Genomic DNA, 23,161 nt, shown 5'->3' on the forward strand with positions numbered 1-23,161 from the left:
CTACGTCGCGCTCGCGCGCCAGGCGGCGCCGAGCCGCTCCACGGCCGTGTGGAGCTCACCGGGCGGGTTCGAGGCGAAGCAGAGCCGGGCCGCGGCCGACAGGTCCTTCGCGACGGCGAACGCGGTGCCCGGTACGTACCCGACGCCGCGGTCGAGCGCGGCCGGCAGGAGGTCGGCCGGCCGGGTGCCGTCGGTGAACTCGACCCAGCAGAACATGCCGCCGGTCGGCACGGAGCAGGTGACCGCGTCGCCGAAGACCGCGGCGACGGCGCCGGTGAGGGCGGCGGCGCGCTCGCGCAGCGCCGCGCGCAGCCGGTCGAGGTGCGCGGTGAGGAAGGCGCGGTCGGCCAGCAGCTCGGCCGCGACGAGCTGGGTGAGGCTCGAGGTGCACAGGTCGGTGGACTGCTTGAGCCGCTCGACCGCCGCGCACAGCGGCGCGGGACCGGTGAGCCAGCCGACCCGCAGGGCCGGGGCGAGGATCTTCGACGCGCTGGACAGGCGCACCACACGCTCACCGAACCCGGCGACCGGCGGTGCGGGCGGCCCGGCGAAGGCCAGCAGCCCGTACGGGTCGTCCTCGACCACGAGGAAGCCGTACCGCTCGGCGAGCTCGGCCAGGCGGGCCCGCCGGGGCGCGCTGAGCGTGGCGCCGCGGGGGTTGTGGAAGCTGGACACGGTGTGCACCAGCCGGGGTCGCAGCCCGGCGGCGAGCCGGTCGGCGAGCACGTCGACGGCCATCCCGTCGGCGTCCACGGGCACGGCGTGCAGCGCGGCGCCCGCGGCCTGGAACACCTGCAGCGCACCGACGTAGACCGGGTCCTCGACCACGACCGGGTCGCCGGGGTCGAGCAGCGCTCGCGCCACCAGGTCGAGGGCCTGCTGCGAGCCGCTGGTCACCACGACGTCGGTGGGGGCGACCGCGCGCCCGATGCGCTCGGACTCGCGGGCGGCCAGCACCTCGCGCACCGGCCGCAGGCCCGCGGTCTCGCCGTACTGGATGGCCGCCGGGTCGGCGGCGGCCTTCGCGAGGGCCGCCGCGATGCGCTCGCGGGGGAGCAGGTCGGTGCCGGGGAGCCCGCCGGCGAGGGAGATCACCTCGGGGCGGGCGGTGAGCGCGAGGAGGTCGCGGATCGCCGAGCCGCTCACGTCGCGCAGCCGGGTGGAGAGGGTGATGGACACGCGGATCGCCTTCTGTCGAACCAGGGGTGGTGCGTCGTCCTGGGTCGGCAGGGCGAACTGGAGGGCGGGCCGGGTTGCGCCCGTGCAGAGGATGCCCCACGTGTCCTGTGATGCGGAACTGATTTCTCGGATCCTGAGATGGCCTAAGGTCGGGCGGGTGCTCCTGTGGATCAACGGGCCGTTCGGCGGCGGCAAGACCCAGACCGCCTACGAGCTGCACCGGCGGCTGCCGGGCAGCGTGGTGTGCGACCCGGAGCACGTCGGCTTCGGCCTGCACCGGATGACGCCGACGGCGCTGCGCGGCGACTTCCAGGACTTCCCGGCGTGGCGCCAGGGCGTGCGGGAGGTCCTCGACCTGGTGCTGCGCAAGCACGACGGCCCGGTCATCGCGCCGATGACGCTCGTCAACCCCGGCTACTTCGACGAGGTGGTCGGGCGGCTGCGCGAGGACGGGCACGACGTGCGCCACTTCGCGCTGCTCGCCGAGCGGGAGACGGTGCTGCGGCGGCTGCGCGAGCGCGGCTGGGGCCGCGGGCTGAAGGGGGACAGCTTCGCCGTCGCGAAGCTCGACGAGTGCCTGGAGCGGCTGCAGGGGCCGGAGTTCGCCGAGCACATCCGCACCGACGCCCTTCCGGTGCCGGACGTGGCGACCCGGATCGCCCGGTCGGCGGGGCTGCCGATCGCGCCGAACCTCGACGGTCCGCTGCGGCGGCGGCTGCGCCGCTACGCGGTGAGCCTGCGCCACGTGCGCTTCGGCTGACCGGGCGTCGAGGAGAACACGACCTGCACCGGCGCCGGTCAGCGGCGGGTGGGCCCGGTGAGCTCGATGGCCGGACGCCCGGCGACGTCGGGGCCGGCCGTGCCGGTGTGCGCGCCGGAGAGCTCGTCGTTCCCGTCCACCAGGGCGTCGGCGAGCAGGCCAGCCCCGCCTCCTGGCGCCACCGAGGGGAACGCCGGCCGCGCGCGCCCGCCGCGCGGCGCGTCCGGGAGCGACCGGCTACCGCACCCCGCGGATCGGTCGGACCGCCAGCGCCCCGGCCAGCATGAACAACCCGCCGGTGAGGAACAGCAGCGGGTAGTTCCCGGCCGGCGCCCCCGGCGCGGGCGGCCCGGCCCCGATCGCCAGCACCAGCGGGGCGATCATCGGCGCGAGGAGGTTGGGGAACAGGCTCGCGATCGTGAACAGGCCCATGTTCTTCGCGGCCTCCGCGCGCCCGGCGGGCAGCAGGTCCGTGGCCATCGCGAGGTCGACCGCGACGTACACGCCCTTGGCCGCGCCGAGGAGCGTGACGCCGACGAGGAACACCGGCAGCGTCTGCGCGAGCCCGGCGACGGCGAAACCCAGCGCGCCGAGGCAGGCCGCCGCGCCCACGAAGACCTTGCGCCGGCCGGCGCGGTCGGAGAGGTAGCCCGAGACCAGGTTCGCGGCGATGCTCACGCCGTTCTCCAGCAGCAGCACCCCGAACATCACGGCGGCGATCGACGCGGCGGGCACGCCGATCCGGGCGAGCAGGAAGTAGGTCTGGTAGACGATCAGGATCGTGATGCCCATGAACACGAGCAGCCTGCTCACCCAGGTCCAGGCGAAGTCGGGGTAGCGGCGCGGGCTGGACCAGAAGCTCGACGCGATCTCCCGAACCGACAGCGGCGGCCGCGGCCGCCCGTCGTGCACCCGGTCGGGCAGCACGAGGCACAGGAACCCGACGGCGACCGCGGCCAGGCCGACCGGTGCGAGCAGGCCCCAGGTCAGCGAGCCCGCGTTCAGCGTGAGCAGCCCCGTCCCGAGCGTCGTCGCGGCGCCCTGCCCCATGCCGACCAGCCCGCCGATGCGCCCGCGCTGGTGCGGCGGCACCTGGTCGGGCAGCACCGCGGTGATCGCGGCGAGCAGCGCCTGGATGCCCAGCTGCGTCACCGCCCACCCGACCACCAGCACCGGCATCGACGGCGCGACCGCGACCAGGCAGAGCCCCACGGCACCGGCCGCGGTCCCGCCGAGCATCCACGGCCTGCGCATGCCGAACCGGGAACGGGTGCGGTCCGACAGCCGCCCGAACAGCGGGTTCCCGATGATCCCGAACACCGCGCCGACGGCCGCCACCAGGGACAGCGATCCGCTCGCCCCGTCCGGGTCGATCTCGCGCACCCGCAGCGCCAGCGTGATCGCGGCCGGGGTGAGGATCGCCGACCAGGCACACAGGTTGGCCAGCACGAACGCGACCAGGGCCAGCGGGCGCAGGCCCGGGCCCGCATCCGTCGGCGGCGCCCCCGGTGCGGCGGGGCTCGCGGCAGAGGGCACGGCTCCAGAGGGCACGGCTGGGTCCACGGTGTGCTCCACGGCGGGTCGGCGGGCCGGCCGCGCCGGTCCGCTGCGGGGGGAGGGAGATGGTCGGTCAGACGGTCAGGTGGAACAGGCGGATCGCGATGCCTTCGAAGAACTCGCGCTTCTCGCCCGCGTCGAGCGGGAGCTGGTCCTGGTGGCGCACCTCGTCGGGCACGTACTGGTACGGGTAGTCCATCGCGTAGAGCACCCGGTCGGCGCCGACGACGTCGCGGACGAACATGATCCCGGGCTGCCAGGCCATCCCGCTGGTCGTGTACCAGACGTTGCGGCGCAGGTACTCGCTCGGGCGCAGCTGCAGCGCCTTCATGGCCGGGTAGCGCCCGGACGCGACCTGCGCGGCGTGGAAGTGGTCGATCCGGGGCAGCCAGAACGGCAGCGCCTCGCCGAGGTGCCCGACGACGAGCTTCAGCCGCGGGAACCGGTCGAACACGCCCGCGTTGATGATCCGCAGCAGGTGCATCCCGGTCTCGACGGCGAACCCGTAGATCGCGCCGTCGAGGCCCGCCTCGTACAGCGGGTCGACCATGCGGTCGTTCGGGGTGTTCGGGTGCAGGTAGACCGGCACGTCGAGCAGCTCGGCGGCCTCCAGCACCGGCCAGAACCGCGGGTCGTCGAGGTAGTCGCCCTGCACGTGGGAGTTGGCGACCACGCCGCACATCCCGAGCCGCCGCACGGCGCGTTCCAGCTCGGCGACCGCGGCATCCGGGTCCTGCCACGCGACCGCGGCGAGCGCGGTGAACCGGTCGGGGTGGTCGCGCACGGCCTGCGCGGCGACGTCGTTGGCGAGCGCGGCCACCGAGCGTGCGGTGGCGGGGTCGAGGACGTTGGTGCCGGGTGCGGTGAGCGCGAGGACCTGGTGGTCGATGCCGGCGGCGTCCATGTCGGCGATGCGCTCGGCGCCGAGGTCGGCCAGCTTGCGCACGACGGCCCGCGGCCGCTCCGCCGCGCTGCCCAGGTAGAAGCCCCACAGGCTCTGGAAGCCCTTGTCGCCCTCCCCGTCGCGCAGCAGGCCGCGGTAGAGCTGCAGCAGCTCGGGCGGGGCGAAGGCCTCCTCGGTGGCGATCCGCCGGTAGCTCACCCCCACGGCTGCCCCGTCACGGGGTGCGGGTAGTGGAACGGCAGGACGTCGGTGTTCGGGAAGAACGCGAAGTCGGGCAGCAGCTCGTCGGGCCCGGTCGGGTCCTCGGGGTAGGTCTTCGTGGGGATCAGGTGGTTCATCGGCGCGGTGCGCGCCCAGCCCTTCGCGTAGTCGGCGTGCCAGAACGGCCGGTAGTGCAGCTCCTTGATCTTCCAGACGCCGTCCTCGACGACGTAGGTGTTCTCGTAGACGCCGCCTTCCCACCACTGCTCGAACGAGGTGCGCCCGGCGAGCTCCGGCGCGGACTCGTGGACCCCGGCCTGCATGAGCGCGCGGATGCGGGCCTTCGCCGACCGCGCGTCCGGCGCGACCGTCACCACGTCCTGCAGCATCGGGTGGTCGAGGAGGAAGCCGGGGAGCGGGCCGTTGTGGCCGCGGGTGAACCGCTGCCGGAACCGCTCGAGGTACAGCCGCTCCACGCCCGCGCGGCCCCGGTAGCGCCCACCGATGAACACGACGTCGCCGTCGCGGGCGAACAGGTCGACGACCTCCTGGTAGAGGCACTTGTCGAGGTAGTAGCCGTACTTGTGGTGCAGCGTGCGCACTTCGTGGCGGGCCTCGGTGATCGCGAGGCGCCGCGCGAGGTCGTCGACCGTGCGGCGCAGCTGCTCGATCTCGGTGGATGCCTCGGTCGTGGACATGCGAACCCCTTCGTTCTCGTCAGGCGGTGCGGGCGGCGAGCTCGCGGCTGCTCACCCAGTTGCCGTGCAGGCCGCGGCGGATCCGGATCGGCAGCGCCACCGTGGCGACGGGCGGGCCGTCGAGCCGCTGCGCGTCGAGGATCACCAGGTCGCTGCGCATCTCCTGGTGGCGCCCCACCACCACGAACACGTAGCCGTGGCCCTCGGGCGCGTCGTCGTCGCCCGGGACGAACAGCGGCTCGCCCACCGAGCAGTCGTCACCGGGGTAGTAGATCTGCGGGCGCGTCGCGCCGGTGGTGTCGAAGGCGCCGATCCAGCGGAACCCGGCCCCCGGCCGGTCCTCGCCGGGTACGTGGTTGAGCGCGAGGAACCCGCGCCGGTGCGGCAGGGTCTCGTAGCGGTCGTCCATGCGCGGGAACTCGCCCGCGACGTCGGTCAGCCGGGTCTCGGTGAACGTCTGCTCGTCGGAGCCCATGTCGATCGTCCAGCGCGACAGGTAGCCGCGGGCCCGGATCGGGTCGTAGGGCGCCCCGGTGACGTCGGGGAAGAACGGGAAGAAGTTGCTCTCGCCGACCGGCGTCTCGATGTGGATGTGCCGCCCGTCGTCCCACGCGCCGAGGATGTGGCTGGCGAACCGGTTCGACCCGCGCAGCCACCGCACCTGGTCGGCGCGGCCCTTCCGCGGCAGCACCCCGAGGTAGATCTCGCGGTCCGGGTCCCACTGGAAGTGCGGCTGCCCCGCCTCGAGCCACTCCCACTCGCTGCGCATCGGGATGATCGGGAAGATCACGAAGTTCTGGGTGACGGCCCAGTCGTGGACCATGCTCGAGTACGGCGCGCGCAGCCACGCCTCGTGGATGATCCGCCCGTCCGCGTCGGCCTCGTAGTAGGCGATGTCCGGGGTCGTCTCGCCCTTGGCGGCGTAGCCGAAGAACACCATCTCGCCCGTGTGCGGGTCGATCTTCGGGTGCGCGGTGCACGTCTGCGAGGTGAGCGTGCCCTCGAAGGTGTACTCGCCGATCGTCTCCAGGGTGATCGGGTCGAGCAGGATCGGCGGGCTGTCCTCCTTCGACGCGTACAGCTTCCCGCCGTGGTAGAAGACGTTCGTGTTGGCCAGGCCGCGGGAGATGCCCGCGACGGACGGGTCGTCGGTCAGCGGGTTGCGGTAGGCCCCGAACAGGGCGCGGCCGGCCTTCGCCTCCGCCTCGTAGCGCGGGGTGCGCACGTAGCGGCTGCGGAAGTCGACCCGCCCGCCGTGGAAGCGGAAGTACATCGCCATGCCGTCGTCGTTGAACGTCGGCACGTCCGGGAGCACGGCGGGCGGCCACTGCCGGTCGGTGACCACGCGGTAGTAGGTGCCGGACAGGTGCTCGGGCACCTCGCCCTGCACCACCTCGAGCCCCGCGATGTCGGCCTCGACCCGCATCGGCGCCTCGAACGCGCTCAGCCCATCCCGCGGCGGGAACCTCGTCATCGTCGACCCCCTCGTGGTGGCGGTGACCACCACCACAGCCGGGTCTACGCGACGGCGACAAGCGACCGCGACGACCTTTCCCCGATGTGGAAAGGCTGCCGGTGGGTGGGCTGGTTCTCCCGGCCCGGCGGGCTCCGCGGGACCAGGTTCCGCCGAACGCAGGCGTGAGGCTGTCGCACGGTGTGCTGCGCGCCCGAACCGGCCAGGCGCCGGGCCCGCCGCGAAGCCTGCCCGGAGGGCGGCCGGCACGGTCCGCGGCGCCACCAGTCGGCCCGGGGGATCCGTCCCCGGCCGACCCCTCAGCTGCCCCGCATCCGCTGCTGGATCTTCGACGCCGCCGCGATCACCGCAGGCGCGAGCGCCCGCAGCCGGGCCGCCGTGCCCAGCCGCGACATCGGTGCGGCGACGCACACGGCCGCCACCGGTTCCCCGGTGCCCAGCAGCACGGCGGCCCCGAGGGCGGCGACGGCGGGGTCGGTCTCGCCGAGGTTGGCCGCCCACCCGCGGCGGCGGACGCGGTTCAGCTCGCGCCGCAGGTCGTCCCAATCGGTGATCGACCGGGCGGTGGTGGCCTGGAGGTGGTGGCTGGGGTAGCGGTCGCGCAGCGCGTCCGGGCTCAGCGCGGCGAGCATCGCCTTGCCGCCCGAGGTGCTGTGCGCGGGCAGCAGCAGGCCGAGCCGCGAGCTCACCCGCACCGACCGGCGCCCCTCGAGGGACTGCACGAAGCGGGTGTGGCGACCCTCGAGGATCGCGAGGCTGACGGTCTCGCCCAGCTCGTCGCGCAGGGCGGCGAGCACCTCGGCGCCCGCGTCGCGCAGCGGCACGGCGTTCGAGCCGGCGACGAGCGTGAGCTCGTGCAGCGCCGGCCCGACCGTGTACGGCCCTCCCACGTGGTCCTGGCGGGCGAAGCCCTCCCGCACGCAGGTGGCGAGGAGCCGGTGCGCGGTCGAGACCGCGACGTCGAGCTCCCGCGACACCTCGGTGACGGTCACCGAACCGCGCCGCGCCACCAGCCGGACGAGCGCGAGCACGGCGGCCGCCGAACCGATCGCCCCCCGCTGCGGTTTCCGCACGCCGGAACCATAGGCACCCGGGCGCGCCGTCGGGGGCCAGTGGCAGGCTGGAGGGGATGACTACCGAGGCGGACGGGCTGTTCGAGCTGGACGAGCCGGACCAGGCGCCGCCGGTCGAGCAGGCCGGGGCGGGGGCCACGGCGCCGCTCGCGGTGCGCATGCGCCCGCGCACCCTCGACGAGGTCGTGGGGCAGGGCCACCTGCTGCGCCCCGGCGCGCCCCTGCGGCGGCTCGTGGAGGGCGGCGCCGCCGCGTCGGTGCTGCTCTACGGGCCGCCCGGCACCGGCAAGACCACGATCGCCCGGCTGCTCGCCGGGGTGGGCAGCCGGCACTTCGTCGCCCTGTCGGCGCTGTCGTCCGGGGTGAAGGAGCTGCGCGCCGTCATCGACGACGCGCGCCGCCGGCGCGACCGGCTCGGGCAGCAGACCGTGCTGTTCATCGACGAGGTGCACCGCTTCTCGAAGACCCAGCAGGACGCCCTGCTCGGCGCCGTCGAGGACCGGCTGGTGCTGCTCGTGGCCGCCACCACGGAGAACCCGTCGTTCTCGGTGGTGTCGCCCCTGCTGTCGCGGTCGCTGGTGCTGCAGCTGCGGTCGCTCACCGACGACGACGTGCGGTCGCTGCTGCGGCGGGCCGTGGCCGACCCGCGCGGGCTCGACGGCGCCGTGTCGCTCGCCCCCGACGCGGAGGACGCGCTGGTCCGCCTCGCCGGCGGCGACGCGCGGCGGGCGCTCACGGCCCTGGAGGCGGCGGCGGACGGCGTGCTGGGCACCGCACCGGCGGACTCCGAGCCGGTGATCGACGTCGCGGCGGTCGAGCGGGCCGTCACCGAGGCCACGGTGCGCTACGACCGCCAGGGCGACCAGCACTACGACGTGATCAGCGCGTTCATCAAGTCGATCCGCGGCTCCGACCCGGACGCGGCGCTGCACTACCTCGCCCGCATGCTGGTGGCGGGGGAGGACCCGCGGTTCATCGCCCGGCGGCTGATGGTGCACGCGAGCGAGGACATCGGGCTCGCCGACCCCACCGCGCTGCAGGCCGCCGTCGCCGCGGCGCAGGTGGTCCAGCTGGTGGGCATGCCGGAGTGCAGGCTGGCGCTCGCACAGGCCACGATCCACCTGGCCACGGCGCCCAAGTCCAACGCCGTGATCACGGGCATCGACGAGGCGATGGCCGACGTGCGCGCGGGCGCGGCCGGGGCGGTTCCGCCGCACCTGCGCGACGGCCACTACGCGGGCGCGCAGAAGCTGGGCAACGCGGTCGGCTACCGCTACCCGCACGACGACCCCGGCGGCGTGCTGGCCCAGCAGTACCCGCCCGACGGGCTCGTCGGCCGCGACTACTACCGCCCCACCACCCACGGCGCCGAACGCGCCCTCGCCGAGCGGCTGCCCAAGCTGCGCCGCGTCGTGCGCGGCGAGCGGTCCGGCTGAGCCCTCCGTAGAACCACGGTGCCGGGCGCCCGCAACCGGTGGGAGGCTCACCGCGTGTCGATCAGCACCCTGGTTGCGCTCGGGTTCGCCGGGATCCTCGGCTACCGCGCCTACACCCACGTCACCGCGGCCCTGGCCGGGCGGTCCCGACGCCTGCGCTCGCTCGGCGCCACCCCGGTGTCGGTCGCGGAGCTCGTGGCGATGGCGGGCGCGGCGCGCACCGAGCTCGGGACGGGGGCGTTCGACCAGCACGTCGTCGTCTCCGGCACGGCGCAGCCCGCGCAGGGCGGGCCGCTCGCGGCACCGTTCAGCCGGACGCCGTGCGTCTGGTACCGGGCGATGACGATCCGCGTCGTGCGGGACCGCAAGGGCACCCGCCACGAGGTCGACGCCGACTTCACGAGCCGGCAGTCGTTCCGCCTGGTCGACGACGGCGGAGAGCTCCACGTGGTGCCCGGGACGGGCCCGGTCGAGGGCGCGGCGCAGCTGCCCGACGAGCTCGTCGAGACCGAGGGCGAGGGCCTCGAGCTCGGCCTGGTGCGCATCGTGGCGAACCCCGACCGGACGATCCGCCGCGAGTGGATCGTCCCGGCCGGGACGCCGCTGACCGTCGTCGCCGACGTCACCGAGGCCGGGGACCGGCTCGTGGCCCGCGAGCGGCCGGACAAGCCGATCCGGGTCACGACGGCCACGTCGTCGGAGGCGGTCCGGGCCGACGAGCGGGCCGAGCGCGCCGGGTGGCGCGCCGGTGCGCTCTGCGCGGCCGGCGCGATCGTCGCGCTGCTGCTGGCCGTGATCGGGCCGTTCTGACCCCGCCGCCGAGCCCGCGGCTCAGCCGCGCGGCACCGGCTCGCCCGCCCACGCCGGGTCGCGGCCCAGCGAGGTGAGCACCCGGGTCCACGGGTCGGCGTCCGGGGCCGCGGGCAGCGCGTGGCCGAACGGGGCGCCCGGCGCCTCCCGCGACTCGTCGTCCGGGATCCGTTCGGTCATCGCGAGCGCGGCGGCGACGACCTCCGCGTCGAGCCCCGCGCCGTAGTCGTCCTGCGCGCCGAGGGCGGCGGCCACGTCCCAGCCGTGCACGAGCGTGTCGATCAGGTGCATGTGCACGACGACCGGCACCGGCGCCCGGGTGCCGAACTCGGGCAGCAGGACCGGCCCGTCCTCGTCGCCGACCTGCGCGAACGCCGCCACGAGGTCGTCCAGGCCCGCGGTGAGGGCGGGCGCCGGGTCCGCGCCGACCGGCCGCGGGGCGAACGCAGCCACGTCCACCTCCTCTCCGGTGCGGGTGGCCCGGACGGTGGCGGCGAACCCGTGGTCCTGGCCGGCCATGTGCTCGAGCAGGGCACGCAGCGCCCACCCCGCGCAGGGGGTGGGCCGGTCCAGGTCGGCGGGGGTGATGCGCGCGAGGACGGGGCGGATGCCGTCGACGGCGCGTCGGTGCAGCTCTCGAATGTTCTCCACCGGTAGATCGTCTACCAACGTTTACGATTGGTCAAGGGATATCGTCCCGCCGTGGACGGGCAACGGCACGACCTGGGGGCCGCGTTCGCGTGGCTCGCGCGCGCGATGCTCAAGGCCGAGGAGCCGATCCTGCGCGCGCACGACGTCGAGATGTGGGACTACGCCGTGCTCGCGACGCTCGAACGCGGGCCCGCCTCGACCCAGTCCGAGCTCGCGGCGGCCTCGGGGCGGGACAAGACGCGGCTGATCCCGATCCTCGATCGCCTCGAGGCCCGTGGCCTGCTGCGCCGAACCCCGGACCCGGCCGACCGGCGCAACCGGATCGTCGCGCTCACCCCCGCCGGCCGGGAGGTCGTCGCCGCGTGCCGGTCGGCGATCCGGGCGATGGAGCGGGAGTTCCTCGCCGACCTGGACCCCGGGGAGCGGGCGACGTTCGTCGCCGTGCTGGACCGGCTCGCGGATGCGGTGCGCCCCGGCTGACGCCTCCCGTTGACGGGCACTAAGTTCTGCCGTAGAACTAATCCCGCCACGACGAGGTGAACGGAGGCGCCATGATCCAGCCGCTCCCGGACCCGATCCACCTGCGGGCGGGCGGGGTGAGCGTCGTCCTCACCACCGACGGGGAGCGGCTCCCCGCGGTGCTGCACTGGGGCGCCGACCTCGGCGACCTGACCGCCGCCGACCTCGCCGAGCTCGCCCGGGCCGGGGTGCCCGCCCCGGTCCCCAACGACCTCGACCGGCCCACCCGCGCCGGGATCCTCGCCGAGCACGCCGACGGCTGGAACGGCAGGCCGGGGCTCGCCGGGCAGCGCGCAGGCCGGGCGTGGTCGCCGCTGTTCGCGCTGACCGACCTCGCGGTGGCCGACGACCCGGACGGCGGCGCTCGCGTGCGCGCGTCCGGCCGGGATGCCGAGGCCGGCCTCGAGCTCCACCTGGAGCTGCAGCTGCTGCCCTCCGGGGTGCTGCGCCAACGCGCCACGGTGGCCGTCCCGCCCGACGCCGACCCCGAGCCGTTCGTCGTCGACGGGCTCGCCCTCGCGCTACCGGTGCCCCCGGTCGCCACCGAGCTGTTCGACCTCGCCGGCCGGTGGGGACGCGAGCGGGCGCCGCAGCGGATGCCGTTCGTGGTCGGCGTGCACTCCCGCGAGAACCGCCGCGGCCGCACCGGCCCGGACGCGCCGCTGATCCTCGCCGCCGGCACGGAGGGCTTCGGCTACGCCTCCGGCGAGGTGTGGGCGATCCACGTGGCGTGGAGCGGCAACCACGTCGCCTACGCCGAGCGGCTGTCCACCGGCGCCGCCGTCCTGGGCGGCGGCGAGCTGCTGCTGCCCGGCGAGGTGCTCCTGCGGCCGGGGGAGTCCTACACCGGCCCGTGGGTCTACGCCGCCCACGCCACCGGCCTCGACGGGATCGCCGCGCGCTTCCACACGATGCTGCGCGCGCGCCCGCACCACCCGAAGAACCCACGGCCGGTCGTGATGAACACCTGGGAGGCCGTCTACTTCGACCACGACCTCGACCGGCTCGTCGAGCTCGCCCGCGTCGCCGCCGACGTCGGGGTGGAGCGCTACGTGCTCGACGACGGGTGGTTCCGCCACCGCCGCGACGACGGCGCCGGCCTGGGCGACTGGTACGTCGACGAGGACGTCTGGCCCGAGGGGCTCCACCCGCTCGTGCGCGAGGTGCGCGAGCGCGGGATGGAGTTCGGGCTGTGGGTCGAGCCCGAGATGGTCAACCCCGACTCCGACCTCGCTCGCGCCCACCCCGACTGGATCCTGCGCACCGGCGGGCGGACGCCCATCACGTCGCGGCGCCAGCAGGTGCTCGACCTCGCCAACCCCGACGCCTACGCCTACCTCCTCGAGCGGCTCGACGCCCTGCTCACCGAGTACCCGATCAGCTACCTCAAGTGGGACCACAACCGCGACCTCGTGGACGCGGGGCACGGCCCGCTCGGGGTGCCCGGCGTGCACGCCCAGACGCTCGCCGTCTACCGCCTGATCGACGAGCTGCGGGCGCGCCACCCCGGTGTGGAGATCGAGTCGTGCTCGTCCGGCGGGCTGCGCGTGGACCTGGAGATCCTCCAGCGCACGGACCGGATCTGGGGCAGCGACCAGACCGACCCCCTCGAACGCCAGCAGATCCAGCGCTGGACCGCGCAGCTGCTACCGCCCGAGCTGATCGGCGCGCACGTGGCGGCGCCGCGTTCGCACTCCACCGCCCGCACCCACGACCTGTCGTTCCGCGCGGGCACGGCGCTGTTCGGCTCGTTCGGCATCGAGTGGGACCTGACCGCCACCGGGCCGCAGGAGCGCACGGAGCTCGCCGCGTGGGTGCAGCTCTACAAGGACGTCCGCGGCCTGATCCACACCGGCACGCTGGTCCGCGCCGACCAGCACGACCCGTCGTTCGCCCTGCACGGTGCCGTCGCCCCGGACCGCTCCGACGCGCTCTACGCCCTCGTGCAGCTGGCCACGCCGCTCACGTCGGTGCCGGGCCGGCTGCGGCTGCCCGGCCTGGACCCGGACCGGCGTTACCGGGTCACCGCCCAGCCGCCGGGCGACCGGCCCGCGCTGCGCCAGCGACGGCCACCGGAGTGGCTCGCCGACGGGGTGGAGCTGCCGGGCCGCGCGCTCGCCGCGGTCGGGCTGCGGGCCCCCGCGCTCAACCCCGAGCAGCTGCTCCTGCTGCGCGCGACGGCGGTGGCGTCGTGACCACGGCCGCCGTCCCGGCGACGGGCGCCACCGCCGGCGGCCCCGGCGGTGCCCACGCCACGGCCCGCCGGGCCCGCACCCGCCGCGAGACCTGGGTGGCGCTGGGCTTCACCCTCCCGACGATCTTCGGGTTCGTCGTGTTCTACCTGTGGCCGTCGGTGCGCGGGCTCGGCCTCAGCTTCACCGACTACCGGTTCTTCTCCGACACCTCGTTCGTCGGGCTCGCCAACTACCAGCGGCTGCTCGCCGACGAGACGTTCTGGAACGCCATGGCGGTGACCGTCTGGTACGTCGTGCTCAACATCGGCTTCCAGACGGTGCTCGCGGTCCTGCTGGCGGTGCTGCTGCACCGGCTGACCCGCTCGGTCGTGATCCGCGGGCTCGTGCTGATGCCCTACCTGGTGGCCAACGTCGTCGTCGCGCTGCTGTGGTTCTGGATGCTCGACGCCCAGATCGGGATCGTGAACGAGATGCTGTCCTGGTTCGGGATCGGCCCGATCTCGTTCTTCGGCAGCGAGTCGTGGGCGATCCCGACCATCGCGTTCGTCAACACGTGGCGCCACCTGGGCTACACGGCGCTGCTGATCTTCGCGGGGCTGGTGATGATCCCGCGCACCCTCTACGAGGCGGGGCGGGTGGACGGCGCGAGCGAGTGGCAGATGTTCTGGCGCATCACGCTGCCGCTGCTGCGCCCCGTGCTCGCGCTGGTGCTGGTGGTCACCGTGGTCGGTTCGTTCCAGGTGTTCGACACCGTCGCGGTCACCACCATGGGCGGGCCCGCCGACGCCTCCCGCGTGATCCAGTACCACATCTTCGACCTCGCGTTCGAGCGCCTGGACTACGGCTACGCCTCGGCGGTGTCGGTGGTCCTGCTCGTGATCCTGTCCGTGATCGCCTTCGTGCAGCTGCGGCTGATGCGAGCCGGCGAGTCGGACCTCGGCTGAGGAGTCGTCCATGGTCACCGTCGATGCGGACACCGCCGTCGCGCCCGCCGGTCGCACCCCCGGCCGCGAGGCGGGTGGCCTGACCCCGGGACGCGTGCTGGCGTGGGCCTGCCTGCTCGCGATCATCCTGGTCACGCTGTTCCCGTTCTACTGGATGCTGCGCACGGCCCTGTCGAACGGCACGACGCTCGCCACCGCAGGGGGCTCGTTCCTGCCGGTCGACTTCACGTGGGGCGCGTTCCGGCGCGTGCTCGGGCTGGCCACCCTCGAGGAGGCGCAGGCGGAGGGCGGCACCGGCTCGGCGGTGGACTTCTGGGTCTACCTGCGCAACTCGGTGGTGGTGTCGGCGCTGATCACAGCGGGACAGGTGTTCTTCGGCGCGCTCGCGGCGTACGCGTTCGCGCGGATGCGCTGGCCCGGGCGCGACGCGGTGTTCTTCGTGCTGCTGACCGCGCTGATGGTGCCGCCGATCTTCACGCACCTGCCGAACTTCCTGCTGATGCGCGACCTCGGCCTGCTCAACACCTACGCCGCGCTCGTCCTGCCGTTCTTCTTCATGACCCCGTTCGCGGTGTTCTTCCTGCGGCAGTTCTTCCTCGGCATCTCGCGCGAGATCGAGGAGGCGGCCCGCCTGGACGGCGCGGGCCACGTCCGCACGTTCTTCCGGATCATCGTGCCGATGAGCTGGGGGCCGATCACCACGCTGGCCCTGTTGCAGTACGTGCAGTCGTGGAACGAGTACTTCTGGCCGCTGCTGGTGGGCAGCGAGCGCAGCGTCCGCACGCTCACCGTCGCGCTGGGGGTGTTCCGCGCCCAGACCCCGCAGGGCGGCCTGGACTGGCCGGGGCTGATGGCGGCCACCCTGGTCGCCGCGCTCCCGGTCCTGCTGCTGTTCCTCGCGTTCGGGCGCAAGATCGTCGACTCCATCGGCTTCTCGGGGATCAAATGAAGCGCACGACCACCGCCGCCCTGGCCGCCGCCGTCCTCGCGCTCGCCCCGGCCTGCGCCGCCGAGCGCCCGCCCGCCGAGTCCGGCGGCTGGGCCGAGACCGGCGAGGTGACCTACTGGATGTGGGACGCCAACCAGCTGCCCGCCTACCAGCGGTGCGCCGACGAGTTCGAGGCGGCCAACCCCGGCATCGACATCGCGATCGAGCAGGTCGGCTGGGACTACTACTGGGGCAGGCTGCTGACGGCGTTCGTCGCCAACGCCGCGCCGGACGTGTTCGTCAACCACACCTCCAAGTACGGCGACCACACCGCGCGCGGGCTGATCGAGCCCCTCGACGAGCTGATCGCGCGCGACGGGCCCGACCTGGCGCAGTTCGTCGAGGGCACCGGCGACCTGTGGGTCGGCGACGACGGCAGGCGCTACGGCCTGCCGAAGGACTTCGACGCGGTCGGCATCTTCTACAACGCGGCGATGGCCCGCGAGGCCGGCATCACGCCGGAGCAGATGCAGAACCTCACCTGGAACCCGCAGGACGGCGGCACCTTCGAGCGCGTGCTCGCGCGCCTGTCGGTGGACCGCAACGGGGTGCGCGGCGACGAGCCGGGCTTCGACCCGCGCAACGTCGCCACCTACGGCCTGGGCATCAACTACCCGCCCGGCGGCGGGTCGGGGCAGACGGAGTGGTCGTACCTCACCGCGACGCTGGGCTGGACCCACACCGACCGCCCGTTGTGGGGCACCCGGTTCAACTACGACGACCCCCGATTCCAGGACACGATCGCCTGGTGGCGGGGCCTGGTCGAGAAGGGCTACATGCCGCCGGTGGAGCAGGCGGTCGGCACCGAGCTGGGCCAGCTGCTGCAGGCCGGGCGGGTCGCGCTGGTCACCGACGGGTCGTGGAACATCCGCACGTACGCCCGCCTGGGCGGCGTCGAGCTGGACACGGCGCCGACCCCGATCGGCCCGCTCGGCCACCGGGCGGCGATGACCAACTCGCTCGCCGACACGATCGCGGCCGGCTCGCCGAACAAGGGCGCCGCCTGGAAGTGGGTGCGCTACCTCGCCTCGCCGGAGTGCCAGGCGGTGGTGGCCGAGGGCGGCGTCGTGGTGCCCGCGATCGCGTCCGTCGTGCCCACCGCGGAGGCCGCGATCGGTGCGCACGGCCTGGACATCACCCCGTTCACCCGCCAGCTGCGGGAGGGCACCGCGTTCCCCTTCCCGGCCGCCCAGCACGCCGCCGAGGTGGACGCGATCATGGAGACGGCGATGGAACGGGTGATGACCGGCAGGGCCGACGTCTCGTCGCTCACCGCGGCCAACGAGGCGGTCAACGCCCTGTTCACGCAGGGGTGACGGCCCGGGCGGCGCGGGCCCGGCCCAACACGTGCTCCTGCACGGCGACGGCCGCCGCCCCGCGGGCCCACTCGGTGAACGGGAACGGCTGCACGTCCAGGGGCACCGGCGCGAGCGGGGCCTTGCGGTTCTCCTCCAGCGCGGCGTCCAGCGCCGGGCGGGCGACGTCGACGAGCCCGATGCCGTCGCCGGTGAGGATCACCAGCTCCGGGTCGATGAGGTTGGCGATGTCGGCCACGAGCACCCCGAGCGCGCTCGCGGCCTCGTCGACGACCCGGCGGGCGGCCGGGTGGCCCTCGGCCGCGAGCGCCAGCGCCTCGTCGTAGGTCACCGGGCGGCCGAGCGCCTGGGCGACCGCCCCGGAGACCGCGCGGGAGGACACGAGGCCCTGCGCGCAGCCGCGGTGGCCGTCCTCGCAGACCACGGAGCTGAGCACGGGCCGGTGCCCGATCGAGCCGCCGCCGCCGTGCGCGCCCTCGACCACGAGGTCGTGCACGACGATCCCGCACCCGACGCCCGCCCCGATCGTGATCACGAGCAGCGACTGCAGGCCGCGGCCCGCCCCGAACCAGTGCTCGGCCGCGGTGAGCGCCCGGACGTCGTTGTCGACGACCGCGGGCAGCCCGGTGGCCTCGTGCACCAGGTCGGCGAGCGGGACGCGCTCGTGCCAGCCGAGGAAGTGGGCGCGGGCGACGTCGCGGCGGTCGACCACGAACCCGCCGACCCCGACGCCGAGGCCGACGACGCCGGGGTGGTCGGCCCGCAGCAGCCGGGCCGCGTCGGCGATCGCCCCCACGACGGCGGCCGGCTCGGCGCCGGGCAGCGGGCGCGTGTGCTCGGCGAGCACGTTCGCCCGCAGGTCGCACACGACCGCGAACAGCGTGTCGCCCGTGACCTTCACGCCGATGAACCGGTGTTCGGAGGGGGCGACGTCCAGCGGCAGCGACGGGCGCCCGGTGCGCGGGTGGTCCGGGTCGTCGCGCGAGCCGGGGTCCGGGTCGCCCTCGACGAGCAGGCCCCCGTCGACCAGCGGGCGGGTGAGGCGGGTCAGCGAGCCGGGGGAGAGGCCGAGCCTGCGGGCGAGCCGCGCGCGCGGCAGCGGGCCGAACCGCAGGACCTCGACGGCGACGCGCCGGTGGCTGCCGTCGAGCGCGCCCCAATCCGAGAGCGGAGTTTGTTCCGCGACGGAAGTCACCCGACGACGATAGCGGTCCGACGGTCACCTCGTCGTGGATTTCACCGGCCCCGGGCGAACGGCGGCCAGCGGACGGCGCGACCGAGCACGTCGGCCGGGTCGTAGCGCCGCTTCAACGCGACCAGGTGGGCCCAGCGGTCGCCGTGGTGGGCGCGCCAGTCGTCGGCGTCGACCGGCACGGTGCCGATCGGGTAGCGCGTGCCGCCCGCGGCGACGGCCCGGTCGAGCAACCGCCGGTTGCGCGCGAGGACGCCCGCGGCGTAGTCGGCGCCGGCGTCGGGCGGGCCCGCGGTCATCACCGTGAACAGGTGCACCAGGTCGCTGCCGTCCGGGTCGGGCAGCCGCGGCGACGGCCGGGTGAGCGCGGCCCTGCGGTGGGTGTAGAGCAGCACGAACCCGCCCGCGCCGACGTCGGCCGGGCCCAGCTCGGCGAGCGTCGCGCCGACGACGTCCTCGACCCGCGAGTCGGGCAGCCACACGGTGAGCCACGGCTTGGGCAGCGCGTCCCAGCCGATGGCGGCGCGCAGGTCCGCCACCGCGTCGTCGATGCGCGTGATGTGCTCCAGGTAGCCGTCCTCGCGGACCTCCGCCCCCGGCGGCACGGGGAGCTCGGCGTCGAAGGCGAAGGCGTTGAGGTGGTGCAGCTCGCCCGCCTCACCGGGCCGCCACCAGTCGCCGAACACCTCCGTCGCCTCGCCGGCGCGGACGACGGCGCGCAGGTGGGCGAAGAACGCGGCCGGGTCGGCGTGGGGCAGCGACCAACCCCGCACCGCCGTCGGGGCGGGCACCAGGGCGACGGTGGCCTCGGTGATGATCCCGAACTGGCCCAGCCCGCCGAGCACGGCGTCGAACAGCTCGGGTTCGGCCGTCGGCGAGCACCGGCGCAGCCGGCCGTCGCCGGTGACGACCTCCAGCTCGTGGACGTGGTCGACCTGGGCGCCGCTCGCGACCGCGGGTGGGATCCCGCCGACCGACAGCGTTCCGCCGACGGTCAGGCCCAGGTAGCCGGTGGCGGCCGGGATCGCGAGGCCACGGGCGTGCGCGGACCGGGCGAGCTCCAGCCAGGTGGTGCCCGCGCCGACGGTGGCCCGGTCGGGGCCGATCGCCCGCACCCCGGCGAGCGCGGTGGTGTCGACCACGACCCCGCCGGGCACGAGCGACTGCCCGCCCGTGGTGTTGCCGAGGCCCCTGGCGCCCACCGGGACGCCGTGGGCGCGGCAGTGGGCGACGACACGGGCCACGTCGGCCGCCGAGCCGGGACGCAGGACCGCGGCGGGCAGCCCGGTCGCGATGTGCCCGGCGTCGGACGCGTAGCGGGTGCGCGTGGCGAGGTCGGTGTGCAGCGCGCCGTCGAGCGGCGGCAGGACGCCGGGCAGGGCCGTCACGTGGCCATGGTGGCCGATCGCGCCCCTCCGAGCAGCGCCGAGCGCGGGGTGGTCAGGAACTTCCGCAGCTCCGAGCGCGACACCCGCTCCTCGCCGGTGATCACGAAGTAGACCATGCCCGCGTCGGACACGTCGCCCTTCTCCGCCACCTCCAACCGGGAGTGCACCCAGGCCATCTCGGGGCCGAGGTCGCGCAGGTAGTCCCAGTCGGACAGCTTCGTGGGGCCGAGGTTGCCGTTCTGGTCGGGGATCTGGACGCGCTGGCAGCCCAGCTCCAGCACGTCGTCGTAGGAGTGGCCCCCGTGGTCTGTCTTCCCGTGGGTCTGGTTGAACGTCCCGTTGCCGTGGGAGACGCACTTGACGTGCCGCCGGGCCGCGGGGTCGGCGGCCTCGAGGGCCATCCAGGTGGTCTCCATCGGCCCGGCGAGCACGATCGTGAGCTCGTCGTCGGGCGTCGAGGCGTTGATCTCGGCGGTGAGCGCGGCGACCCCCGCCTCGAGCTGCTGCGGGTCGGCCCCGTCGTAGAACCGCGAGAGGTCGAACCCGAACCGCTCGCCGGCGCCGAGCACGCTCTCGGTCATGTTCCGGCGGTGCTCGGAGGAGGAGTCCCAGATGTGGTTGTTGTAGATGTAGTTGACGACGTTTTCCTGGAACCCGGCGTGGGCCAGGATCGCGAGCGCCATCGCCGAGGAGGCCCAGTCGTCCTCGTCGTGCTGGTTCCCGTCGGCGGACAGCGCGATGCGCCCGGGGTCGCGCACGGTGGGGTTCTGCGCGGCGCGCTCCGCGGTGATCGCGGGCAGCGACGACCCGGGCGGGGTCGGCACGGCGGGCAGGTCCGGCGGCGGGGGTGCCCCGACGAGGATCGCGGCGGTTGCGGCTGCAGCCCAGAACATCACGTCGAAGATCGTGCGGGACGCGGCGGGCCGCCGCGGCGTTTTCGGGCGAACCTCGTGCGGCCGGGTGGCCGATGATCACCCGACGGTGGGAATCGCCGGGTCGCGGCGCACCGGACAGCTCATGCACCGCGGCCCGCCGCGGCCCCGGCCCAGCTCACCGCCCGGGATGTCGAGCACCTCGATCCCGGCCGCCTGCAGGTAGCGGTTGGTGGTGACGGTGCGCTCGTAGGTGACGACCACGCCGGGCGCGACGGCGAGGGTGTTGCACCCGTCGTCCCACTGCTCGCGCTCGGCGGAGTGGACGTCCTGCACCGGGGTGAGCACGCGGATCGACGGCAGTCCGAGCGCGGCGGCGATGGCGCGGTGCATGTCCTCGGGCGGGTGGTCGCGGACGTCGAGCTCCTTGTCCGAGTCGCCGGGCCGGATCGTGTAGGCCGGCAGCATCCCCAGCCCCGCGTACTGGGTGAACGTCTCCGGGTCCACCATCGTCAGCACCGTGTCGAGGTGCATGAACGCCCGCGCCTGCGGCATCCGCAGCGCGACGATGCGGTCCACCTCGCCGCCGGCGAAGAGCTTCTGGGCGAGCCGCTCCACGCCCTGCGGGGTGGTGCGCTCGGACAGCCCGATCAGCACCGCGCCGCCGCCGAGCACGAGCATGTCGCCGCCCTCGGTCGTCGCGGGCCCGTTCACCGAGCCGTCCGACCAGACCGCGTGGCCCGCGCGGGCGAACAGCGGGTGCCAGCGGTAGACCGCCTCGTAGTGCACGGTCTCGCGCATGCGGGCCTTCTTGCGCATGCTGTTGATCGCAACCCCGCCGTAGATCCACGCCGACGTGTCGCGGGTGTAGAGGTGGTTGGGCAGCGGCTCGAGCACGAAGTCGTCGGGGTCGAGCACGTGGAAGGCGATCGAGCGCGGCTCCGGGATGCGGTCGAGCACCTCCCGCTTGGTGATGCCCCCGACGAGGTGGTCGGCGAGGGTGTCGGCGTCCATCGCGTCGAAGCAGTTGCGCAGCGCGTCGATGGCGAGCGGGCCGTACACCCGGTCGTCGAAGATCCGGTCCAGCACGTACTTGCGCGCCTCGGGGATGTCGAGCACGGTGCGCAGCAGGTCGCCGAACAGGTGCACCGCGACGCCGCGCTCGCGCAGCAGCGTCGCGAACGTGTCGTGCTCCTCCTGCGCCCGCGCGACCCACAGCACGTCGTCGAACAGCAGCCGGTCCTTGTTGCCGGGGGTGAGCCGTTTCAGCTCCAGCCCCGGCCGGTGCAGGATCACCTCGCGCAGGACGCCGACCTCGGAATCCACCCGGTACATGCGGCACATCCTGCCGCCACCCGCGACCCCCGGCCGGGCACGATGGGCTGGTGCAGCTGGACCGCCTGGATTCGGAGATCATCGCGCTGCTGGTGGAGGACGCCCGCCGCAGCTACGCCGAGCTGGGTCAGCGGGTCGGCCTGTCGGCGTCGGCGGTGAAGCGGCGGGTGGACCGGCTGCGGGCCGGCGGCGCCATCACCGGGTTCACGGTGCGGCTCGACCCGGCCGTCCTCGGCTGGACGGTGGAGGGCTACGTCGAGCTGTACTGCACCAACAGCACCCCGCCCGGGGTGATCCGCGCGGCCGTGGACCGGTTCCCGGAGGTCGTCGACGCCAGCACCGTCTCCGGCGACGCCGACGCCGTGCTGCGCATCCTCGCCACCGACATGCGCCACTTCGAGCAGGTGCTCGAGCAGATCGGCGCGCAGCCGTTCGTGGCGCGCACCAAGTCGGTGCTGGTGCTCTCGCCGCTGCTGCGCCGCTCGTCCACCCCGCCCGCCGGGGCGGGCCGGTGAACCGGTTCGTCGGTGGCGGGGACGAGGATCGGGGCGTGAGCGACGAGCGCCCGGTGGGCACCGCGGAGGACCCCGACCTGCCCCGTGCCCGCGCGGGCGACGCCGACGCCTTCACGCGGCTGGTCGCGCCGCTGCGCCGGGAGCTGCACGCCCACTGCTACCGGATGCTCGCCTCGACCCACGACGCCGAGGACGCCCTGCAGGACGGGCTGCTGCGGGCGTGGACGGCGCTCGGCGGCTTCGACGGGCGCAGCTCGCTGCGCACCTGGCTGTACTCCGTGGTCACCCACGCCTGCCTCGACGCGGCGCGCCGCCGCGGGCGCAGGGCCACGCCGGTCGACCTCGGCCCGGCGAGCGACCACGCCGTGGTCGACTCCGCGCCGCGCACGGACGTCGCGTGGCTCGAGCCCTACCCGGACGCCCTGCTCGCCGACGCCGCGGTCGAGCAGCGGGAGGCCGTCGAGCTCGCCTTCGTCGCCGCGTGCCAGCACCTGCCGGGCAACCAGCGCGCCGCGCTGCTGTTGTTCGAGGTGCTCGGCTTCTCCGCCGCGGAGATCGCGCAGATGATGCGCACCTCGCGGGCGTCGGTGAACAGCGCGCTGCAGCGCGCCCGCGCCGTGCTCGCGCGGAAGGTCCCCGACCGCACCCAGCAGCGGACGCTGCGCGAGCTCGACGACGCCCGGCTGCGCGCGGTCGTCGCGGGGTTCGCCGAGGCCCTCGAACGGCGCGACCCCGACGGGTTGGTCGCGCTGCTCACCGACGACGTGACCTGGACGATGCCGCCGCTGCCGCACTGGTACCGGGGGCTTCCCGCCGTGGCCGACTGGGCGCGGCGGGTGCCGCTGGGGTCCTGCGGGTCCTGGCGGCACCTGCCGACGTGGGCGAACGGCCAGCCCGCGCTCGCCTGCTACCTGTGGGACGACGCCGCCGGAAGCCACCGGGGCTGGGCGGTCAACGTGCTCGCGCTGCGCGGCGACCGGATCGCCGCGATCACCTCGTTCCTCGGGAACGAGCAGGTCACGGCGTTCGGGCTGCCCGCCGCGCTCCCCTGAGGGGCCGCGCACGATTCGTGCGCGAGACGGCCGGAACACGCAACGATCCGGCGCGATCCGGCAGGACTTCGCGATTGTCGCCCGCCCAGGGCGTTCCTACCG

22 protein-coding genes are annotated in these 23,161 nt (G+C 74.6%); 10 read left to right on the forward strand and 12 right to left on the reverse strand.

The annotated features are described in order from the left end of the window. Entirely contained in the window at positions 1-1,179 is a 1,179-nt protein-coding gene (locus VKZ81_RS34405) for an aminotransferase-like domain-containing protein (protein ID WP_324245947.1), read from the reverse strand. A 157-nt stretch (positions 1,180-1,336) separates the two neighbouring features. Between VKZ81_RS34405 and VKZ81_RS34410 the strand changes: the two genes are divergently transcribed. Further along, complete coding sequence (locus tag VKZ81_RS34410) at positions 1,337-1,939, forward strand: AAA family ATPase (RefSeq protein WP_324245948.1); 603 nt, start codon at positions 1,337-1,339, stop codon at positions 1,937-1,939. A gap of 38 nt (positions 1,940-1,977) precedes the next feature. Here VKZ81_RS34410 and VKZ81_RS34415 read toward each other — a convergent pair whose 3' ends face one another. From VKZ81_RS34415 to VKZ81_RS34440, 6 genes are all read right to left on the reverse strand, one after another. Further along, positions 1,978-2,121, reverse strand: a complete 144-nt coding sequence (locus tag VKZ81_RS34415) for a hypothetical protein (protein WP_324245949.1) — start codon at positions 2,119-2,121, stop codon at positions 1,978-1,980. A 55-nt stretch (positions 2,122-2,176) separates the two neighbouring features. Continuing rightward, the gene (locus tag VKZ81_RS34420; RefSeq protein ID WP_324245950.1) at positions 2,177-3,475 is read right to left on the reverse strand and encodes an MFS transporter; all 1,299 of its coding nucleotides are present in this window, start codon (positions 3,473-3,475) and stop codon (positions 2,177-2,179) included. Positions 3,476-3,569: 94 nt separating this feature from the next. Then, positions 3,570-4,598: an amidohydrolase family protein gene (locus VKZ81_RS34425; protein ID WP_324245951.1), complete on the reverse strand. Its 1,029-nt coding sequence runs from the start codon at positions 4,596-4,598 to the stop codon at positions 3,570-3,572. Next, positions 4,595-5,299, reverse strand: coding sequence for a nuclear transport factor 2 family protein (locus tag VKZ81_RS34430; protein ID WP_324245952.1), 705 nt, complete (start codon positions 5,297-5,299; stop codon positions 4,595-4,597). Before VKZ81_RS34430 ends, VKZ81_RS34425 begins: the two co-directional genes overlap by 4 nt. A gap of 19 nt (positions 5,300-5,318) precedes the next feature. Continuing rightward, on the reverse strand, positions 5,319-6,773 hold the full coding sequence (locus VKZ81_RS34435) for a carotenoid oxygenase family protein (protein ID WP_324245953.1): 1,455 nt from the start codon (positions 6,771-6,773) through the stop codon (positions 5,319-5,321). A 299-nt stretch (positions 6,774-7,072) separates the two neighbouring features. After that, positions 7,073-7,846 (reverse strand): IclR family transcriptional regulator, encoded by a 774-nt coding sequence (locus tag VKZ81_RS34440; protein ID WP_324245954.1) that lies wholly within the window; start codon positions 7,844-7,846, stop codon positions 7,073-7,075. Between the two features lie 56 nt (positions 7,847-7,902). On the opposite strand from VKZ81_RS34440, the gene VKZ81_RS34445 reads away from it, so the two are divergent. Both VKZ81_RS34445 and VKZ81_RS34450 read left to right on the forward strand, forming a co-directional pair. Beyond that, on the forward strand, positions 7,903-9,282 hold the full coding sequence (locus VKZ81_RS34445) for a replication-associated recombination protein A (protein WP_324245955.1): 1,380 nt from the start codon (positions 7,903-7,905) through the stop codon (positions 9,280-9,282). A 54-nt stretch (positions 9,283-9,336) separates the two neighbouring features. Next, positions 9,337-10,092 carry a GIDE domain-containing protein gene (locus tag VKZ81_RS34450; RefSeq protein ID WP_324245956.1) on the forward strand — a complete coding sequence of 252 codons (756 nt, stop codon included), beginning with the start codon at positions 9,337-9,339 and terminating at the stop codon, positions 10,090-10,092. 21 nt (positions 10,093-10,113) lie between these two features. Here the strand turns inward: VKZ81_RS34450 and VKZ81_RS34455 are convergent, their stop codons facing one another. Further along, the gene (locus VKZ81_RS34455; RefSeq protein ID WP_324245957.1) at positions 10,114-10,743 is read right to left on the reverse strand and encodes a TIGR03086 family metal-binding protein; all 630 of its coding nucleotides are present in this window, start codon (positions 10,741-10,743) and stop codon (positions 10,114-10,116) included. A 51-nt stretch (positions 10,744-10,794) separates the two neighbouring features. On the opposite strand from VKZ81_RS34455, the gene VKZ81_RS34460 reads away from it, so the two are divergent. The 5 genes from VKZ81_RS34460 (at position 10,795) to VKZ81_RS34480 (ending at position 16,705) form a co-directional block, all read left to right on the forward strand. After that, the gene (locus tag VKZ81_RS34460; protein WP_324245958.1) at positions 10,795-11,223 is read left to right on the forward strand and encodes a MarR family winged helix-turn-helix transcriptional regulator; all 429 of its coding nucleotides are present in this window, start codon (positions 10,795-10,797) and stop codon (positions 11,221-11,223) included. A 71-nt stretch (positions 11,224-11,294) separates the two neighbouring features. Beyond that, a complete protein-coding gene (locus tag VKZ81_RS34465) occupies positions 11,295-13,457 on the forward strand; it encodes an alpha-galactosidase (RefSeq protein WP_324245959.1) in 2,163 nt (720 codons plus the stop codon). After that, complete coding sequence (locus tag VKZ81_RS34470) at positions 13,454-14,401, forward strand: carbohydrate ABC transporter permease (protein WP_324245960.1); 948 nt, start codon at positions 13,454-13,456, stop codon at positions 14,399-14,401. The genes VKZ81_RS34465 and VKZ81_RS34470 overlap by 4 nt, the downstream gene beginning before the upstream one ends. Positions 14,402-14,411: 10 nt before the next feature. Continuing rightward, positions 14,412-15,350 (forward strand): carbohydrate ABC transporter permease, encoded by a 939-nt coding sequence (locus tag VKZ81_RS34475; RefSeq protein ID WP_324245961.1) that lies wholly within the window; start codon positions 14,412-14,414, stop codon positions 15,348-15,350. Beyond that, the gene (locus tag VKZ81_RS34480) at positions 15,347-16,705 is read left to right on the forward strand and encodes an ABC transporter substrate-binding protein (protein ID WP_324245962.1); all 1,359 of its coding nucleotides are present in this window, start codon (positions 15,347-15,349) and stop codon (positions 16,703-16,705) included. Before VKZ81_RS34475 ends, VKZ81_RS34480 begins: the two co-directional genes overlap by 4 nt. Here the strand turns inward: VKZ81_RS34480 and VKZ81_RS34485 are convergent. The 4 genes from VKZ81_RS34485 to VKZ81_RS34500 form a co-directional block, all read right to left on the reverse strand. Next, the gene (locus tag VKZ81_RS34485; RefSeq protein ID WP_324245963.1) at positions 16,692-17,900 is read right to left on the reverse strand and encodes an ROK family transcriptional regulator; all 1,209 of its coding nucleotides are present in this window, start codon (positions 17,898-17,900) and stop codon (positions 16,692-16,694) included. The genes VKZ81_RS34480 and VKZ81_RS34485 overlap by 14 nt on opposite strands. 41 nt (positions 17,901-17,941) lie before the next feature. After that, entirely contained in the window at positions 17,942-19,285 is a 1,344-nt protein-coding gene (locus VKZ81_RS34490; protein ID WP_324245964.1) for an FAD-binding protein, read from the reverse strand. Next, entirely contained in the window at positions 19,282-20,178 is an 897-nt protein-coding gene (locus VKZ81_RS34495; protein ID WP_324245965.1) for a hypothetical protein, read from the reverse strand. The genes VKZ81_RS34490 and VKZ81_RS34495 overlap by 4 nt, the downstream gene beginning before the upstream one ends. Before the next feature lie 78 nt (positions 20,179-20,256). Beyond that, positions 20,257-21,492 carry an arginine deiminase gene (locus VKZ81_RS34500; protein ID WP_349255548.1) on the reverse strand — a complete coding sequence of 412 codons (1,236 nt, stop codon included), beginning with the start codon at positions 21,490-21,492 and terminating at the stop codon, positions 20,257-20,259. 50 nt (positions 21,493-21,542) lie between these two features. Here VKZ81_RS34500 and VKZ81_RS34505 point away from each other — a divergent pair, with 50 nt between their 5' ends. Next, on the forward strand, positions 21,543-22,007 hold the full coding sequence (locus VKZ81_RS34505) for an Lrp/AsnC family transcriptional regulator (RefSeq protein ID WP_324245967.1): 465 nt from the start codon (positions 21,543-21,545) through the stop codon (positions 22,005-22,007). Positions 22,008-22,042: 35 nt separating this feature from the next. Further along, a complete protein-coding gene (locus VKZ81_RS34510) occupies positions 22,043-23,059 on the forward strand; it encodes a sigma-70 family RNA polymerase sigma factor (RefSeq protein ID WP_324245968.1) in 1,017 nt (338 codons plus the stop codon). Positions 23,060-23,161 lie beyond the last annotated feature (102 nt).

The organism is Pseudonocardia sp. (assembly GCF_035305885.1).
Classification (GTDB): Bacteria; Actinomycetota; Actinomycetes; order Mycobacteriales; family Pseudonocardiaceae; genus Pseudonocardia.